The 14,768-nt window shown below is 63.3% G+C and carries 12 protein-coding genes and 2 pseudogenes; 9 read left to right on the top strand and 5 right to left on the bottom strand.

Annotated features, from left to right (window positions below; translation table 11 throughout):
• Positions 1–21: 21 nt before the first annotated feature.
• Positions 22–2,562 carry a nitrite reductase large subunit NirB gene (gene nirB, locus OKW27_RS37970; RefSeq protein WP_429336468.1) on the bottom strand — a complete coding sequence of 847 codons (2,541 nt, stop codon included), beginning with the start codon at positions 2,560–2,562 and terminating at the stop codon, positions 22–24.
• A 594-nt stretch (positions 2,563–3,156) separates the two neighbouring features.
• On the opposite strand from nirB, the pseudogene OKW27_RS37965 reads away from it, so the two are divergent.
• Positions 3,157–3,333, top strand: a pseudogene (locus OKW27_RS37965) (SAM-dependent methyltransferase); the annotation flags it as partial.
• A gap of 74 nt (positions 3,334–3,407) precedes the next feature.
• Here the strand turns inward: OKW27_RS37965 and OKW27_RS37960 are convergent.
• Complete coding sequence (locus tag OKW27_RS37960) at positions 3,408–4,289, bottom strand: MOSC domain-containing protein (protein WP_429336467.1); 882 nt, start codon at positions 4,287–4,289, stop codon at positions 3,408–3,410.
• Positions 4,290–4,524: 235 nt separating this feature from the next.
• Here OKW27_RS37960 and OKW27_RS37955 point away from each other — a divergent pair, with 235 nt between their 5' ends.
• The 3 genes from OKW27_RS37955 (at position 4,525) to petA (ending at position 7,258) form a co-directional block, all read left to right on the top strand.
• Positions 4,525–5,982 carry a trypsin-like peptidase domain-containing protein gene (locus OKW27_RS37955; protein ID WP_429336466.1) on the top strand — a complete coding sequence of 486 codons (1,458 nt, stop codon included), beginning with the start codon at positions 4,525–4,527 and terminating at the stop codon, positions 5,980–5,982.
• 81 nt (positions 5,983–6,063) lie between these two features.
• On the top strand, positions 6,064–6,495 hold the full coding sequence (locus OKW27_RS37950; RefSeq protein WP_090804862.1) for a carboxypeptidase regulatory-like domain-containing protein: 432 nt from the start codon (positions 6,064–6,066) through the stop codon (positions 6,493–6,495).
• A 139-nt stretch (positions 6,496–6,634) separates the two neighbouring features.
• Positions 6,635–7,258, top strand: coding sequence for a ubiquinol-cytochrome c reductase iron-sulfur subunit (gene petA, locus OKW27_RS37945; protein WP_090805769.1), 624 nt, complete (start codon positions 6,635–6,637; stop codon positions 7,256–7,258).
• 123 nt (positions 7,259–7,381) lie between these two features.
• Here the strand turns inward: petA and OKW27_RS37940 are convergent, their stop codons facing one another.
• Positions 7,382–7,783, bottom strand: a complete 402-nt coding sequence (locus OKW27_RS37940) for a hypothetical protein (RefSeq protein ID WP_429336465.1) — start codon at positions 7,781–7,783, stop codon at positions 7,382–7,384.
• Here OKW27_RS37940 and OKW27_RS37935 point away from each other — a divergent pair.
• The 4 genes and pseudogenes from OKW27_RS37935 to OKW27_RS37920 form a co-directional block, all read left to right on the top strand.
• A pseudogene (locus tag OKW27_RS37935) lies at positions 7,782–8,048 on the top strand (MarR family winged helix-turn-helix transcriptional regulator); the annotation flags it as partial. The gene OKW27_RS37940 and the pseudogene OKW27_RS37935 sit on opposite strands and share 2 nt — an antisense overlap.
• 297 nt (positions 8,049–8,345) lie before the next feature.
• Positions 8,346–8,603 carry a hypothetical protein gene (locus OKW27_RS37930; RefSeq protein WP_143037170.1) on the top strand — a complete coding sequence of 86 codons (258 nt, stop codon included), beginning with the start codon at positions 8,346–8,348 and terminating at the stop codon, positions 8,601–8,603.
• Positions 8,604–9,140: 537 nt separating this feature from the next.
• Positions 9,141–9,545 carry a heme-binding protein gene (locus OKW27_RS37925; protein ID WP_429336464.1) on the top strand — a complete coding sequence of 135 codons (405 nt, stop codon included), beginning with the start codon at positions 9,141–9,143 and terminating at the stop codon, positions 9,543–9,545.
• An 80-nt stretch (positions 9,546–9,625) separates the two neighbouring features.
• Positions 9,626–11,800: a malate synthase G gene (locus OKW27_RS37920; RefSeq protein WP_429336463.1), complete on the top strand. Its 2,175-nt coding sequence runs from the start codon at positions 9,626–9,628 to the stop codon at positions 11,798–11,800.
• Between the two features lie 71 nt (positions 11,801–11,871).
• Here the strand turns inward: OKW27_RS37920 and galU are convergent, their stop codons facing one another.
• Both galU and OKW27_RS37910 read right to left on the bottom strand, forming a co-directional pair.
• Complete coding sequence (galU, locus tag OKW27_RS37915; protein WP_429336462.1) at positions 11,872–12,789, bottom strand: UTP--glucose-1-phosphate uridylyltransferase GalU; 918 nt, start codon at positions 12,787–12,789, stop codon at positions 11,872–11,874.
• Positions 12,790–13,073: 284 nt separating this feature from the next.
• On the bottom strand, positions 13,074–13,217 hold the full coding sequence (locus OKW27_RS37910; protein ID WP_008921966.1) for a hypothetical protein: 144 nt from the start codon (positions 13,215–13,217) through the stop codon (positions 13,074–13,076).
• A gap of 259 nt (positions 13,218–13,476) precedes the next feature.
• Here OKW27_RS37910 and OKW27_RS37905 point away from each other — a divergent pair, with 259 nt between their 5' ends.
• A complete protein-coding gene (locus OKW27_RS37905) occupies positions 13,477–14,724 on the top strand; it encodes an acyltransferase family protein (RefSeq protein ID WP_429336461.1) in 1,248 nt (415 codons plus the stop codon).
• Positions 14,725–14,768 lie beyond the last annotated feature (44 nt).

Below are 14,768 nucleotides of genomic sequence, written 5' to 3'. Positions count from 1 at the left end.
TTAAGCGGGAATCGGATGAGGTCAAACCGTCTCGACGACAACGGGAATCTCGATGCGCTGCACCTGCCGCTCAGCGGGCGTTGCCGGCCGGATCTGTCCGCGCTCCTCGACGAACGCGACGTTGCTATCGGACTCGCCGCTGTTGACGAAATGGCGGAAGCGCTTGCGCGTTTCGGGATCGGTGACGGCCTTTTTCCATTCGCACTCGTACGTGTCGACCACATGCTGCATCTCCACTTCGAGCTCGTTGGCGACGCCAAGGCGATCGTTGACGATCACGTCGATCAGATAGTCGAGGCCGCCTTCGAGGTTGTCGCGCCACACGCTGGTGCGTTGCAGTCGGTCGGCGGTGCGCACGTAGAACATCAGGAAGCGGTCGATATAGCGCACGAGCGTCGCCTTATCGAGGTCCGCGGCGAGCAGTTCCGCGTGACGCGGCTTCATGCCGCCGTTGCCGCACACGTACAGATTCCAGCCCTTCTCGGTCGCGATCACGCCGACGTCCTTGCCCTGCGCTTCCGCGCATTCGCGGGTGCAGCCCGACACGCCGAACTTGATCTTGTGCGGCGTGCGCAGGCCCTTGTAGCGATTCTCGAGTTCGACCGCGAGACCGACCGAATCGCCGACGCCATAACGGCACCACGTCGAGCCGACGCACGACTTCACCGTACGCAGCGATTTGCCGTACGCGTGACCCGATTCGAAGCCGGCCCCGATCAGCTCTTCCCAGATCGACGGCAATTGCTCGACGCGCGCGCCGAACAGATCGACACGCTGGCCGCCGGTGATCTTCGTGTAGAGGCCATATTTCTTCGCGACCTGCGCGACCGCGATCAGGCCGTCGGGCGTCACTTCGCCGCCCGGCATGCGCGGCACGACCGAATAGGTGCCGTCGCGCTGGATGTTCGCGAGGTAGTAGTCGTTGGTGTCCTGCAGCGACGCGTGCTCCTTCTTCAGCACGAATTCGTTCCAGCACGACGCGAGAATGCTCGCGACCGCCGGCTTGCAGATGTCGCAACCGAGCCCGCGGCCATGCTTGGCGAGCAGCGCGCCGAAACTGCGCACTCCCTCGACGCGCACGAGGTGATACAGCTCCTGGCGCGAATACGGGAAGTGCTCGCAGACGTGGTTGTTCACCGCGAGGCCCTGCTTCTTCATCTCGGCCTTCATCACCTGCGTGACGAGCGGCACGCAGCCGCCGCACGAGGTGCCCGCGCCGGTCGCGCTCTTCAACGCGCCGATGTCGGTCGCGCCCGCGCACACGGCTGCGCACAGCTCGCCCTTCGACACGTTGTTGCACGAGCAGATCTGCGCGGCCGCGGGCAACGCCTCGACGCCGAGCGCCGGCTTCGCGCTGCCGTCCGCTTGCGGCAGGATCAGGAATTCGGGGGACTCTGGCAGCTCGATGCGGTTCAGCATCATCTGCAGCAGCGTGCCGTATTCGCTCGCGTCGCCAACCATCACGCCGCCGAGCAGATGCTTGCCGCAATCGGACACGACGAGCTTCTTGTAGATCTGCTTGCGTTCGTCGCTGAACTGGTAGGTGCGGCTGCCCGGCGTATTGCCGTGCGCGTCGCCGATGCTGGCGACGTCGACGCCCATCAGCTTGAGCTTCGTGCTCGTGTCGGCGCCCGCGAATTCGGCCGGGTCGCCGAGCAACTGCTTCGCGACCACGCGCGCCATCTCGTAGCCGGGCGCGACGAGCCCGAACAGCTGGCCGTGCCACAGCGCGCATTCGCCGATCGCATAGATGTGCGGATCGCTGGTGCGGCACGCGTCGTCGATGGCGATGCCGCCGCGCGCGCCGAGTTCGAGGCCGCATGCGCGAGCGAGATCGTCGCGCGGACGGATGCCGGCGGAGAACACGATCATGTCGGTGTCGAGATGGCTGCCGTCGGCGAACTGCATGCGGTGCGTGCCCGCTTCGCCGTCGACGATCGCCGTCGTGTTCTTCTGCGTGTGCACCGTGACGCCAAGCTCTTCGATCCGGCCGCGCAATACGCGGCCGCCGCCGTCGTCGACCTGCACCGCCATCAGGCGCGGCGCGAATTCGACCACGTGCGTTTGCAGACCCATGTCGCGCAGCGCCTTCGCGCATTCGAGACCGAGCAGGCCACCGCCCACGACCGTGCCCGTTTTCGAGCGGGCGCCGCATTCGCGCATCGCTTCGAGATCGTCGATCGTTCGATAGACGAAGCAGTCGCCGCGCTCGCGGCCCGGCACCGGCGGCACGAACGGATAGGAGCCGGTCGCGAACACGAGGCGGTCGTACGGCAGCGTTTCGCCGGTCGCGACCGTCACCGTGCGCGCGTCGCGATCGACCGCGACCGCCCGCGCGTTCAGCTTCAGTTGCACGCCGTGGCGCTCGAAGAAGCCCGGCTCGACGAGCGACAGGTCATCGGCGGTCTTGCCCGAGAAGAACTCGGACAGATGCACGCGATCGTAGGCCGGTCGCGATTCTTCGCCCAGCACCGTGATGTCGAGATCGTGCGCGGACCGTTGCGCCAGGCATTCGACCAGTTTGTGGCCGACCATCCCGTGACCGATAACGATGATTTTCATGAGCGCGCTGTCCTCTGGTGTCTGGCGAAAGCGATTGCGGAAATAAAAACGGCGTCCCGCGAATCCAGCCGAGGGGCCGAATTCGGGGGACGCCGTTGTCCTGTTGGGTGCTGCGGGGCGCGTGCAGTTGTGCTGCAAGCGCGACGAACCCACGTTGGTCCGATGGCAACGCTTATCGCAAGGGCTGTGCCAATTTCGATAAATGCGCCCGAAAGCGCGGTGTGGCGGGGATTTGCAGCAAGTCGCGCGGCTTCGGAGCGGATCCCGCGCGCGACGCGTTTTGAGGCGGCCAGGCACAGGGATGGTGCGACGCAGCACTGTCGACGTGCGAAACGAAGGCGCACGGGCGTGCGATCGCCGTCATGTTTTCCGCGTGAATCGCAATGTGCGGCAACGGCTTGCGCGCCTTGATCGGATCGATGGCGTGGTCCTTGCATTGCTCTTGCGCAACGTCATCGCGGCAACGTCGTCGCGACGCGCAGACTCAACCGTCGACAGGCAATGCAATGGACAACGGCGTCCCCTCGTGATCTTCACGGGCGGGCGCCGTTTTCGTTTCGGGCCTACGGAAACCAACGGCATAAGGACACCGACATGAACACAAACACCGGCAAGGTCCCGCTGCTGAGCGCCGGCCCGGGCGACCTCGACTTGCTGACGCTGAAGGCCGTCAAGGCGCTCGCGGCCGCTGACGTCGTGCTGCTCGACCACCTCGCGAATCCCGACATCGTGACGCTCGCGCCGCAGGCGCGCGTGATTCGAGATGGACAAACACTACCCGCGTCGGCCATGGCGCGGGCAGCCTGATCGGCGCTCGAAGCGGGCCTCGCCCGCCTTTCATCCCATCAATCGCCGAACCCGAGTTCCGCGTCGACCTGCTGCCCGACGCGCAGCCAGGCCCCTGCCCCGCTCGCGACCAGCGCGTTGTTGCCGAACGTGACCGCGCCGTCGAAGCGCTCGCTGACTCGGTAACCGAGCATCGTGTCGGTCGGCTCGTTCGGCCAGTCGGGATCGGGCGCGCCGCGCGCCTGATCGATGGTCGGCATCGGACAGCGCGTGCACAGCTTGACGAGCCGTAACTCGACGCGCGCGCTCGAGTCCGCATTCGCGCCGACGGCGAGTGTCTCGACATAGTCCTCTTCATAGGCATCGAGGCCGCTGAGCACGATATTGGGCCTGAAGCGATCGATTCCGATCGACGGTGCGCCTTTGCCGTTCAGGCGCGCGTTCAGATCGTCGAGCGAGGCCTGGCCGACCACCAGCAGCGGAAAGCCATCGGCAAAAAAGGTCGTGGCGCCCCCCGTGCTGTCCGTATAGTCCGGATCGACGACGCGTTCCCGCTCGGGATCGAAGCGCAGCAAGCGCGCGGGCAGACCGAGGAACTCCGTGAACCAGACCGCCGTTTCTGCGCCGGTGTCGAGCCCGTAGGCCGCGTCGCGCCACACCGCGGTAGCGACCCTGGGTGCCGCGGCGAGCCGCGCGGCATCGAGCGGCGTGCGCAGCTCACGCATGCCCGGCGCGCTGACGATCAGATCCTCTGCGCCGAGTTCGACCTTGATCAGCGCCATGCGCGGATACGCGCGCTGCGTGAACATCGCGCCTTCGGGATCGACGATCATCCAGTTGCGGTCGTATTCGAGGCCCGTCGCCAACAGCCGCGCCTCGGTGAGCGCGATGCCCGCGCAGGATTTGATCGGATAGACGAATAGTTCGTTGATGGTAGGCATGGTTGCACGCGCGTCGGGAGCGCAGTTCCGGCGAAAATCGGGGACTGAAGGTAGATCCGTATAGTACCGAAATTAGCGTTGACGGGGACGTGCGAGCCGGACCCTCTCATCGGGCTTTTTTAAGCTTGTTTTAAAAGTGGCGACCTAGAGTCGAATCACAGCAGCATGGAGAACGCATCGGACAGACGCGTTACTCCGACTCAACCGACTCAACCCTCGTGTCGGGGGGCATGTGATGCGACGCGACAACCTCAAGTACTTCCTGATCGTGGAATGTCTGACCGTGGCGGTGTCCGCGGGCTGCATGGCGCAATCCCCTCCGAACAACGTAAGCTCTGGCGCGAATGTGCCGGCTGCCAGGCTTCCAGGCCACGACACGGCGCCCGCTATAGTGACGGACTTCTCGCGCCTCGTCAGCGAAGAAGGCAAAGCAGTCGTCAATATCAGCGTGACAGCGGCTCAACCCGTCGCCACCGTCACTCCCCTCTGGCCGCCGGCCGGCAGCGAAGACGATCCTTTTACCCAGCAGTTCCAGCAGTTCGCCTACGCCCCTCCTGGCGCGGCAGGCCTGGCTTCGCAGCGCAGCGGCTCAGGATTCATCATCGCCGCCGATGGTTACATTCTCACCGACTCCAGCCTGATAACCAAAGCAACCCGAATCAGCGTGACGCTAAAGGACGGTCGCAAGTTCAAGGCCAAGGTGGTCGGCGACGACCCAGCGAGCGGTATCGCGCTGCTCAAGATTCCCGCCACCAAACTGCCGACAGTCAAAATTGGCTCACCGTCCGCGAACAAGGCCGGTCAGTGGGTCGTCTCGATCGGCTCCCCTTATGGACTGAACGACACGGTGACGGCAGGCATCATCAGCAACATGTCGCGGGCTTTGCCAGGCGAGTCGTACGTACCGCTTATCCAGACTGACGTGACCGAAAATGCGGGCGATGCAGGCAGCCCGGTGTTCGGTCTGAACGGCAACGTCATTGGGATCGAAATGCCTATCACGAAAGAGATCGGCGACGTTGAAGGAGCCGCGTTCGTGCTGCCGATCGATGAAGCGATGAAAGTTGCCCGACAGTTGCAACTGCACCACGAGGCGGAACACGGACGCCTCGGCATCACGATTCAGGATGTCAGCTGGCCGCTTGCGCAATCTTTCGGTCTGAACAGGCCGCAAGGGGCGCTCGTCAGCTCGGTCGACCCGCGAGGACCGGCTGCCAGGTCCGGTCTCAGACCAGGCGACGTCATCATGAAGATCAATGGCGTTGATATTCCAGATTCGACCCGGTTGCCCGTCACAGTAGCCGATCTCAAACCGGGCACATCCGTCCATCTCGTGTACTGGCGCGATAACGCCACGCACGATACGACAGTCGCGCTTGGCAGTCTGAATGCCACTCCTGCCGAGACCCCGGCCATTGCGCAGGTCGCAGCGCCCGATGGGTTGACCGTGCGTGGTTTGACCGCACAGGAGCGACACGACGCAGGTGTCGAAGGTGGTGTCCTGGTCGAAAAAAGCACGGGGGCCGGCGCGCTCGCCGGCATCGAACCGGGAGACATCATCCTGATGGTCGACAGCACTCATGTATCAAGTCCCGCCCAGTTCCGGCGGAAAGCGGCGAACAGCGGTAACGCGGTCGCGCTATTGGTCCAACGCGACGGACAGCGCATGTTCGTCACCATCGACATGGGCTAGGGTCTGTTTATATATGCAAATAGACCCTGGCAGCGCAGTGGCGGCGCGTACCTCATCGCCACACTTTACGAGGAGCTCGAAATGAACCAGCACGCAATCGTCAAAGTTGGCTTGACGGCACTCGCACTGAGTGCAAGCGTCCAATACGCGTTCGCGGCAACTCAGCCTTTACCCGCGGTACAGCACGAGGGTGAGGTTACGTTCCTGAGCGGCGGGATCGGCCTTGGCCAATCCACCGCTATCAAGGAGGTCATGCCAAGGTATCCGCTCACGCTCGAGTTTGCGGGCAAGGCGGCTAGCGGCAACGAGTACCTTGCGAATATCCCGGTGACGCTATCCGACATGCACGGCAATACGATATTGCAGACCACCGCAAAGGGTCCTTTCCTGTTGGCGTCGCTGCCTCACGGCCGGTATAGCGTAAGCGCCACATATAACGGCAAGACGGAGCGCAGGGACGTGAATATCGCTCCGTCGTCGCATGTGCATGAAGTGTTCCTGTGGTCGATGTAGTGTAGACCGGCGTTTCGCGTTTCTGGCCGCACGCGATCCGATTCGCCGGCTTTCCGGCGCGTGACGACCGCGGCGGTGCATTCGTAACCGGTACTCGTGAAAAGTCGCGATGGGCAACCGAACCGACTCGGAGCTTGCCATGAAAAACGGTTCCAGCGAGCCTCTCGACGAAACCCGCCGCAGATGGCTCATCGCCACATCGGCCGTCGGCGCCATAGGAGGCGTGGCGGTCGTCGTTCCTTTTGTCGACTCGTTTGCGCCGCCAGCGAGTGCGAGGGCAGCCGGGGCGCCGGTCAGCGCCGACATCAGCAGACTCGAGCCTGGCAGCATGATGACCGTGGCGTGGCGCGGCAAGCCGATTTTCATCGTCAACAGAACCAACGAGATGCTGGCGGCCGTGCTCAAGGCCGACCCGATGGTCGCCGACCCGCATACCGAGCATCCGTTCTCGATACCGCTGCCGGCCTATTGCAACAACGAATACCGGTCGCGCCCGGATCATCGCAACATACTCGTTGTGATCGGCGTGTGCACCCATCTCGGCTGCACCCCGCTGCCCCGCTTCCAGCCCGGGCCGCAACCCAGTCTGCCCGACGATTGGCCTGGGGGCTTTCTGTGCCCTTGTCACGGCTCGACTTACGACCTGGCCGGTCGAGTGTTCAAAGACAAACCCGCGCCCCAGAATCTGGATGTGCCGCGTTACATGTTTGCGTCGTCGACGAGCGTCGTTATCGGACAGGATGAAAAAGGCGAGGAGGCATAGCCGCGGCATACGGTCGAGGACGCGGGAAGTTCCTGCTACGGTCGCGCAATACCAGCCCGCCTCGCTACCGCTACATCGATCCGTGGCGGCCGGTCGAGCGCGCGGTGTCGCGCCGGTCGCCTATTACCTACCGAGGTCGAGATCACCAATTGATGCGCGAAGCGAGCCGCTCGACAACCTCATCCCGGCCCAGTGACCCGCTGAATCCGGCGGCATCAAGTCCTCAGCAATCCGATCGCCCACCTTGGGACCCCTGCCGTGCACGGCATACGAAGCGTCGTTGACGCGCACGGATTGCGTCGACGTGGCGGTCCTGCCGCGAGCCCGGGGCTGGCAAATATCGATACTGCGGGCGACGGCGTGCGCAATATGCTCCTTCGCAATCACGCCGGACACGTCGAACGCGCCATCGACAGCGGCATCGACGAGGACCACCGCCATCACCGCGCGGCGCTGCCGGAGTTCGCTGATCACTTCGAACGCCGCATCGGATTGCTTCACGACGATGAAGTTGCGATAAGCCATGTCGGCATTCCGTTACCAGTTACGCAGGTTCCTGCGGTATTCGGAAGAAATTACTCACGCGGAAGGAGTCACGCCTCTGCAATATCAGATGCTCCTTCACGTCAGGGGATTTCCCGACCGCTCCTGGGCCAGTATCGGCGAACTGGCTGAACGGTTGCAGGCCGCGCCCAACGGCACCGCGGCGCTCGTGTCCCGCGGCGAAGCCGCCGGGCTCGTCGAGCGTCGCCCCGACGCTTCCGACCGGCGACTCGTGCAGGTCCACCTTCTTCGTTTGCCGGGCCTTCGGCGTATGGGTAGCAGGCACCCGCCACAAGGCGTCCCCGCACAGTGGAGAGAAACGGGCGATCATTATCGTGCCGGCACGGGGAAAGCCTTTAAGCCTGCTTTAATCGCCACTGCATAGATTGAAAGCGTACCAGGCCTGTCGTGCCTTCAACGAGCCAACGATCGATCCGCCACTGCCGACGCGGGTCAAGGTTGATCGCTGCAGAGCCCCACTGATCGAAGCTGACAGACAGTTGACTGGCACTCTACTGGTTCTCTCGCACAAGGAGGACACACCATGCGTACGCTGCCTGCACTATGCGCTGGAATATGTTTGGGCTTCGCCCAGCTTGCCATCGCGCACCCGACCTCGGACGTCGCCCCGAAAACCGGGTGCAAGGATTTCTCCGCGATCGCCATTCATCAACGCGCCCCGATCGCTGACTGGGTCGCACCGCCGAGCCGTCATCGTGTGGTCCGGACTGACAGCGCGATCATAGTCAATGCTGCTGCCCCGGTTGGCCTCATTGTCGGCGAGTGCGGGAAACCGACCTGATAGAGGTCGAACGCAGATCGAACGTTTCTTCGGGCGTATCAGCCAGTTTCGGCTGCCTTCCACTGGTTTCGACTGGTTCGCGGGCGGCTAAGCGGTGTTCGCGTCGCCCATGCGCGGGTCTGGCTCACTCGTGAAAGCGTGAACCGGGCCTAGTTCGCTTGCCGCTGTCATCCGACGATGAACCGAAGCCGTCGCCCCCGCTACGGCTCGCGGCGCGACCATTGTCTGGCCGCAATGAATGCTTCGAAAACCAGCTCATCGGCTGGTCTACCTCGTTATTTCTGAACCAGGCCGCGCTTGTGGACCGCCCGGCGCGTGGCGTTGCGGCGGCACTGTCGAGCGCACGGGCAGAGCCGCCTGGCGAGGCCGCCGTTTCGCGCTGCCTCGCGCGGAAGTAAAATCGTCGAATCAGGCGCGCGCCGGAGAGCCGCAAGAAGCTTGCAACGGAGCCCCGAGGATCTTCTGAAGCGCCGCATCGCCGGTTACCGAAAGAAGCTGTAGACGCCACCTTCCCATCACCGAGACAGGAAATTCATTATGCTGAGCAAACCCGTGTTGACCGTCGCCGAGACGACCCGCATTGTCGATGCCGCCCGCGCGGAAGCCGAGAAGAACAAATGGCCTGTCGCGATCGTCGTCGCGGACGACGGCGGCCATCCGCTCGCGGTGCTGCGTCTCGACGGCGCGGCGCCCTCCACCTCGTATATCGCGACCGAAAAAGCGCGCACCGCGGCGCTCGGCCGGCGCGAAACCAAGGTCTATGAAGACATGATCAACAACGGCCGCACCGCGTTCCTCAGCGTACCGCTGCAGGGCACGCTCGAAGGCGGGGTGCCGGTGATCGTCGACGGCCACGTGGTCGGCGCGGTCGGCGTGTCGGGCGTCAAGTCGGAGCAGGATGCGCAGATCGCGAAAGCCGGCATTCAGGCGCTCGGCGTGTAAAGCGCCGAGCGTCAAAGCACTCCCGAGACACAACGCGGACCGATGCCCCCTCGTCGGTCCCATAACAGATGGAGCAGTCGATGACTCAGATGAACCCGCGCGGCGGACTGCAGGTCGCCGCCAACCTCGACCAGTTCGTTGAATCCGAAGCCCTGCCCGGCACCGGAATCGACAGCGCCGCCTTCTGGTCGGGATTCGACGCCCTCGTGCACGAGCTGGCGCCCAAAAATCGGGCGTTGCTCGCCGAGCGCGACCGCCTGCAAAGCGAACTCGACAACTGGCATCGGGCCAATCCCGGCCCGGTGCGGGATCTGCGCGCGTATCGTGCGTTTCTCGAAGGCATCGGCTACATCGTGCCCGTGCCCGCCCGCGTCCAGGCCACGACCGACCACGTGGACAGCGAAATCTCCGGACAGGCCGGCCCGCAGCTCGTCGTGCCGCTGTCGAACCAGCGCTACGCGCTGAACGCCGCAAACGCGCGCTGGGGTAGCCTGTACGACGCGCTGTACGGCACCGACGCGATCCCCGAAACGGACGGCGCGGAAAAGCAGAAGGGCTTCAACCCGGTGCGCGGCGCAGCCGTGATCGCGTACGCGCGCAAGTTCCTCGATCAGGCTGCGCCGCTCGCGAACGGCTCGCACGCGGACGCAACGCGCTATAGCGTCGAGAACGGCCGGCTGGTCGTCGCGCTGAAGAGCGGCACCACGGCGCTGAAGACACCTGCGCAGTTGGTCGGCTATCAGGGCGACGCGAGCACGCCATCGGCGGTGCTGCTCAAGCACAACGGCCTGCACGTCGAGATCCAGATCGATGCGAACGATTCGATCGGCAAGACCGATGCCGCCCATGTCAAGGACATCGTCGTCGAAGCGGCGGTCACCACGATCATCGATTGCGAAGACTCGGTCGCGGCCGTCGATACCGACGACAAGGTGCAGCTCTATCGCAACTGGCTCGGCCTCATGAACGGCGACCTGACCGAACAGGTCACGAAGAACGGCAAGACCTTCACGCGCCGGCTCAATGCCGATCGCGAATACATCGGCGCCGACGGCAAGTCGCAGGTCAAGCTGCATGGCCGCTCGCTGCTGTTCATCCGCAACGTCGGCCATCTGATGACGAACCCGGCCGTATTGACGAAAGACGGCCACGAGATTCCGGAAGGCATTCTCGACGCGGTGATCACGACGCTGTGCGCGCTGCGCGACCGCCAGAACAAGCTGAACTCGCGCACCGGCTCGATCTATATCGTGAAGCCGAAGATGCACGGACCGGCCGAAGTCGCGTTCGCGAGCGAACTGTTCGCGCGCGTCGAAGACCTGCTGAAGCTGCCGCGCAACACGATCAAGATGGGCATCATGGACGAGGAGCGCCGCACCAGCGTGAATCTGCTCGCGTGTATCGCCGAAGCGTCGGCGCGCGTCGCGTTCATCAACACGGGCTTCCTCGATCGCACCGGCGACGAGATGCACTCGGCGATGGAAGCGGGCCCGATGATGCGCAAGGGCGACATGAAGTCGAGCAAGTGGATCACGTCGTACGAGCGCAGCAACGTGCTGGTCGGTTTGAGCGCTGGCTTGCGCGGCCGCTCGCAGATCGGCAAGGGCATGTGGGCGATGCCCGACCTGATGCACGCGATGCTAGAGCAGAAGATCGGCCATCCGAAGGCCGGCGCGAACACCGCGTGGGTGCCCTCGCCGACCGCGGCGACGCTGCACGCGCTGCACTATCACCAGGTCGACGTGCAGGCGGTCCAGCAGGAACTCGAACGCACCGACTATGCGACGGTGCGCGACGAACTGTTCGATGGCCTGCTGACGATTCCGGTCGTCGAAAAGGCGCAATGGAGCGACGACGAAATCCGCGCCGAGGTCGACAACAACGCGCAGGGCATTCTCGGCTATGTGGTGCGCTGGATCGACCAGGGCGTCGGCTGCTCGAAAGTGCCGGACATTCACAACGTCGGCCTGATGGAAGACCGCGCGACGCTGCGTATTTCGAGCCAGCACATCGCCAACTGGCTGTATCACGGTGTGATCAAGCGCGAGCTCGTCGAGGAGACGTTCAAGCGCATGGCCAAGGTGGTGGACGCGCAAAACGCCGGTGATCCGCTCTACCAGCCGATGGCGCCCGGCTTCGACACGATCGCGTTCAAGGCCGCGCAGGCGCTCGTCTTCGAGGGGCGCCAGCAGCCGAGCGGATATACCGAGCCGTTGCTGCACAAGTTCCGGCTCGAGGTGAAGAAGCAGGGTTGAGGCCGTCCGGCCGAAACGACGACGGGCGCCGTGTAATGCGGCGCCCGTTTTTCCTTCCAGGTGGTGTCACTTCACGCGGCTTCTGCCGTCAATTGCGACGCCTCGCCACCCGACGCTTCGTTCTTCATAAAGGCTTGCAGATACGCCTCGAATTCAGCCTTCACCTCGGGATGGCGCAGTGCGAATTCGACGGTCGCCTTCAGATAGCCGAGCTTGCTGCCGCAATCGAAGCGCGTGCCGAAGTAGCGATACGCTAGCACCTGCTCCTCGGTCAGCAACGACTGCACCGCGTCGGTCAGTTGCAGCTCGCCGCCCGCGCCCGGCTTCAGCGCGCGGATATGCTTGAAGATCGTCGGCATCAGCACGTAGCGGCCCACCACGCCGAGATTCGACGGCGCCTCATCCGGCGCTGGCTTCTCGACGATGCCCGACAGTTTGATCACGTTGTCTTCCCACTCGCGGCCGTCGACGACGCCGTACGAGCGGCTGTCCTCGCGCGCGATCGTTTCGACGCCGATCACCGAGCTGTGATAGTGGTTGAAGGTATCGACGAGCTGACTCATCACGGGCTTCGCGCTATGCAGCAGGTCGTCGGCGAGAATCACCGCGAACGGGCTGTCGCCCACCAGTTTTTCGGCGCACAGCACCGCATGGCCGAGACCGAGTGCTTCGGCCTGGCGCACGTAAAAGCAGTCGACGTTGGCCGGCTTGATGCTGCGCACGAGGTCGAGCAGCTTCTGCTTGTTGCGCGCTTCGAGTTCGGACTCGATCTCATAGGATTTATCGAAGTGATCTTCGATCGCGCGCTTGCTGCGGCCCGTCACGAAGATCATCTCGGTGATGCCGGCGTCGATCGCTTCTTCGACCGCGTACTGGATCAGCGGCTTGTCGACGATCGGCAGCATTTCCTTCGGACTTGCTTTGGTAGCCGGCAGGAATCGTGTCCCGAGGCCCGCTACGGGAAACACGGCTTTGGTGACTTTCAGCATGGTAGGCATTCCCACATCGGTTAGAAATTGGTGTGTTCGCGGACCTGGCGGCCAATCAATGCCGGCGCAAGACTAGCAGAAAAACTGCGAGGTTCACGCAAGCGTTTTTCTCCGATTTAATTCGGATAATTCAGGCATTAATCTCAATTCGATATTGTGAAAAATTGAGGAAATTATTACGTATCTATTGCCAGTTGGTGATCGAGCAAATCCGAAAGTCTTACCTTTCGGACGACCCCTGGCACGGGTCGCCTGGCGACCCGATGACCGGCTTCGGCAGCACGTCATTCCTGTTCGTCGACCGGTGGCAGCTTGCCTGGGTTCATCCGGTAACGACGGATCGGCTCGTTGCGCAAGGCATCGCGGTAGGCGGAGGCGGCCACCAGGATCAGCAGGACGGCCACGCCGGCCAGTAAATGCAGGTTCATGACTTCACCTCGGGGTGAGAAAATCCTTGCTTTAAATTAGCACGACAAAAGCGATAAATAATTCGATACCCCATACGTCGGCGCGCAATTACAATTCGTCACAAAATCGATGTCGGATTCAATGCGAAATGGAATTTTTTAATCATTTTTCAGGATTGCGGTGCTCTAGCATGGATGCGTCGCGGGTGCGCAAGATGCCCGCTCGAAGCCCTGTTCCGCGTCAATTTTTTCTTTTTTCCGCTTCAGATAAGGACCGCGTATGAGCGACCCAGCACTGGATGCCGCCGGCTCATCCCTGCCCCTCTCCCCGCTGCCGCGCCCGGAGAAAAACCCGGCCGCGGCGCATGCGCGCAGCGACGCGCGTGTCGATAGCGCCGGCAAGGAGCACGCGATCGACGCGATGCGAGGCTTCGCCGCGCTGCTGGTCGCCTACTTTCATTGCCGCCAGATCGTGTGGGTCGGCATGCAGGCGTTTCATCAGAGCGTCGGACATTCATTGAGTCCCAGTAGTCTCGCCGCGTATCTGACGTTTCCGATCGCATGGGGCTCGGCCGGTGTGCCGATGTTCTTCGTCATCAGTGGCTACTGCATCCATCGCGGCGGCGCGCTGCGGCTCGCGGGCAATCCCGCTTACCGGCTCGATGCAGGCAACTTCTGGCTGCGGCGCTTCGCGCGCATCTACCCGGTGCTGCTCGCGGCGCTCGTACTGACCTTCGCGCTCGATTCGTTGAGCCTGCAATTGCCGCCCGTCAGTCACAAGATTCGCGACATCGGCTGGCATCCGTTTCTGGTCAACCTGTTTTCGCTGCAGGGTGTGGCGGGTAAAACGTATGGCTCGAACGGCGCGCTGTGGACGCTGTCGCTCGAAGTGCAGTTCTATGCGATCTATCCGCTGCTGTTCGCGCTGCGGCGGCGCATCGGCATGAACGCCGTGCTCGCGCTCGTCGGCGCGATCAACGTTGCGTCCGCGTACGGGTTGGAGCGCCACGATGTGCAGTTCTTCACGTCGTACTGGTTCTCCTGGACGCTCGGTGCGTGGATCGCCGACGCCAAAGCGCGCAGCGTGCGAGCGGCGCGTGCGCCGGCATCGCTGTACGTGCTCGCGGCGGTATTGATCGCGGCAGGCTGCGTCGCGTTTCATTTCGGCCAGTACGGCGCGTTCCAGATATGGGCGCTCGGCTTCGCGTGCTATCTGTACAAGGCGCTCGATGGACGTCATGCCCCCCGGCGTGAAACGGGCGGCGTGCGCGCGCTGCTTCGTGCCGGGTCGGATGCAGTAGCGCGCCTGCTGTCGCGCGTCGGCGACTTCAGCTTCTCGCTGTATCTGATCCATCTGCCGATCTTCGTACTGCTGTCGGCGTGGCTGTTTCGTTCGTCACTGCAATTGTCGATCTGGCCGTCGTTCGGCTATATGCTGGTCGCGGTGCCGTTTGCCTATGTGTTTTATCGGCTCGTTGAGTTGCCTGCGATGAAGTGGTCGGCGAGTTTTAAGCCTAAAGGGCGCTGATAGAACGTTGACATTGGATCAATCCCGCGCGTTCGGGTGCTTCA

Origin of the sequence: Paraburkholderia sp. 35.1, assembly GCF_050436525.1 — a bacterium.
Classification (GTDB): domain Bacteria; phylum Pseudomonadota; class Gammaproteobacteria; order Burkholderiales; family Burkholderiaceae; genus Paraburkholderia; species Paraburkholderia tuberum.
Note: the sequence above shows the minus strand (reverse complement) of the source record. Positions and strands in the feature narration are given on the sequence as shown.

What these genes read in the sequence shown, in the direction of transcription:
- nirB (WP_429336468.1), bottom strand. Translation starts at nt 2,562, where the DNA reads ATGAAAATCATCGTTATCGGTCACGGGATGGTCGGCCACAAACTGGTC.
- OKW27_RS37960 (WP_429336467.1), bottom strand. Translation starts at nt 4,289, where the DNA reads ATGCCTACCATCAACGAACTATTCGTCTATCCGATCAAATCCTGCGCG.
- OKW27_RS37955 (WP_429336466.1), top strand. Translation starts at nt 4,525, where the DNA reads ATGCGACGCGACAACCTCAAGTACTTCCTGATCGTGGAATGTCTGACC.
- OKW27_RS37950 (WP_090804862.1), top strand. Translation starts at nt 6,064, where the DNA reads ATGAACCAGCACGCAATCGTCAAAGTTGGCTTGACGGCACTCGCACTG.
- petA (WP_090805769.1), top strand. Translation starts at nt 6,635, where the DNA reads ATGAAAAACGGTTCCAGCGAGCCTCTCGACGAAACCCGCCGCAGATGG.
- OKW27_RS37940 (WP_429336465.1), bottom strand. Translation starts at nt 7,783, where the DNA reads ATGGCTTATCGCAACTTCATCGTCGTGAAGCAATCCGATGCGGCGTTC.
- OKW27_RS37930 (WP_143037170.1), top strand. Translation starts at nt 8,346, where the DNA reads ATGCGTACGCTGCCTGCACTATGCGCTGGAATATGTTTGGGCTTCGCC.
- OKW27_RS37925 (WP_429336464.1), top strand. Translation starts at nt 9,141, where the DNA reads ATGCTGAGCAAACCCGTGTTGACCGTCGCCGAGACGACCCGCATTGTC.
- OKW27_RS37920 (WP_429336463.1), top strand. Translation starts at nt 9,626, where the DNA reads ATGACTCAGATGAACCCGCGCGGCGGACTGCAGGTCGCCGCCAACCTC.
- galU (WP_429336462.1), bottom strand. Translation starts at nt 12,789, where the DNA reads ATGCTGAAAGTCACCAAAGCCGTGTTTCCCGTAGCGGGCCTCGGGACA.
- OKW27_RS37910 (WP_008921966.1), bottom strand. Translation starts at nt 13,217, where the DNA reads ATGAACCTGCATTTACTGGCCGGCGTGGCCGTCCTGCTGATCCTGGTG.
- OKW27_RS37905 (WP_429336461.1), top strand. Translation starts at nt 13,477, where the DNA reads ATGAGCGACCCAGCACTGGATGCCGCCGGCTCATCCCTGCCCCTCTCC.